Annotated in this window: 2 protein-coding genes; both read right to left on the bottom strand. The window is 64.8% G+C overall.

Annotated features, from left to right (window positions below; all coding sequences use genetic code 11):
• Positions 1-94 precede the first annotated feature (94 nt).
• The gene (locus L6E12_RS33195; protein ID WP_236231876.1) at positions 95-271 is read right to left on the bottom strand and encodes a DUF397 domain-containing protein; all 177 of its coding nucleotides are present in this window, start codon (positions 269-271) and stop codon (positions 95-97) included.
• Complete coding sequence (locus L6E12_RS33190) at positions 246-1,109, bottom strand: helix-turn-helix transcriptional regulator (RefSeq protein WP_236231875.1); 864 nt, start codon at positions 1,107-1,109, stop codon at positions 246-248. Before L6E12_RS33190 ends, L6E12_RS33195 begins: the two co-directional genes overlap by 26 nt.
• Between the last annotated feature and the right edge of the window lie 328 nt (positions 1,110-1,437).

Here is a 1,437-nt window from a genome sequence, read left to right as displayed (position 1 = left end):
GGCGGTGAGGGTGCCCAGGACCTCCACGCAGGTTTGGCCGTTGGTGCTGCGGGTCGACTTACGCCAGGTTGGGGCGGGGAGCATTGCGCGCCTTTCAGTTGGTGACGCGGCCGGACTTGATGGCCGTGATGAAGGTGGGGATGTGGGTGGTGAGGGTGGGGCCGGCGGTGTTCTTGGAGTCGCGGAGGGCCGTGAGGGTGCCCAGGACCTCCACGCAGCTCTGGCCATTGGTGCTCTTGGTCGACTTACGCCAAGTGGTGCGGGGGGACATTGCTCTGCTCCATTCTTTGGGCCAGTTCGTGGATGAAGCGGGCGGAATCAGCGGTAGTCATGCTGACGCGCCGCACCCCCTCCACCGCCCTCTTGTAGGCAGCCACATCGTAGTCTCTGTGCAACCAGAGGGTCGATCGCCGAGTTTCGACGAAGGCCACGGTGTGGATGTACGACGATTCGATGAGGGTGAACGTGCTTTCGAGTCCAGGGTGCCAACCGACGGCGAAAGGAACCACGTGCAGGTTGATGTTCGCGCGGGCCGACATGGTGCACAGGTGGCGCAATTGGCTGACCATGGTTTTGGGGCCGCCGATGTTCTGGTAGAGCGCACCCTGCCCCATGAATGCCGTGAGCTGTGGAGGTTTTTGCCGGTCGAGGATGCGCTGGCGGTTGATCCGCGTGTGTACCCGGGCAGGGATTTCCTCGGGGGCGATGTCGTCGCGGGACATCATGGCTGAGATGTAGTCCGGGGTTTGCAGCGGGCCGGGGACCAGGAGGGGGTTGACCTCGGTGATGGCGGTGGCGTTCTCCTCGAACTCGACGTAGGCCACCATCTGCTGGCGCTGCTCGGGCAGGGTCGTCGGCATCCACTGCGGGTCGTGGGTGCCGAAGGCCAGGGTCATGATGTTCTCGTACTCGTCGCCCTCCACGCCCAGCACCGTCAGGATGCGCGCCACCTGGTCGGGGGCGGGGGTGCGCTCGCCGGTCTCCCAGCGGGAGAGGATCGCCGGGTCCTTGTTGAGCCGGAAGGCGAACTCGCGCAGCTTCCACTCCCGACCGAGCCGCGCCTGCCGCAGGGCATTGCCCAGTACCACCGATTTGGGGGTCTTCGCCATTCCCACTCCGCTGTTGTCGGCCGGTTACGTCACTGCGTAACCGGTTTTCCCAGTCCATCACCCGTTGCGCGTAATGCGACACCGGGCTATCTCGGCGGGCACTCCGCGCTTTCCCAACAGACTCTGTCGAAGCAGCAAACTACCACCGGCGTCGGACATTGCCCGACGTCCATCCACATGTGGGCAACTCGCTTTGTGGGCGCATTTCTGTCGTACCCCCTCGGTAGTGTGGAATTCGGGGGTTCCCTGGGGGCTGTGGACAACTCGGGGGTTGTGCGGCGGTTTGTCGGTGGGGGTGTGGTGGGATCGGGGCGAGGTCTGCCCAGGG

Origin of the sequence: Actinokineospora sp. PR83 (assembly GCF_021056305.1) — a bacterium.
Classification (GTDB): domain Bacteria; phylum Actinomycetota; class Actinomycetes; order Mycobacteriales; family Pseudonocardiaceae; genus Actinokineospora; species Actinokineospora spheciospongiae.
Note: the sequence above shows the minus strand (reverse complement) of the source record. Positions and strands in the feature narration are given on the sequence as shown.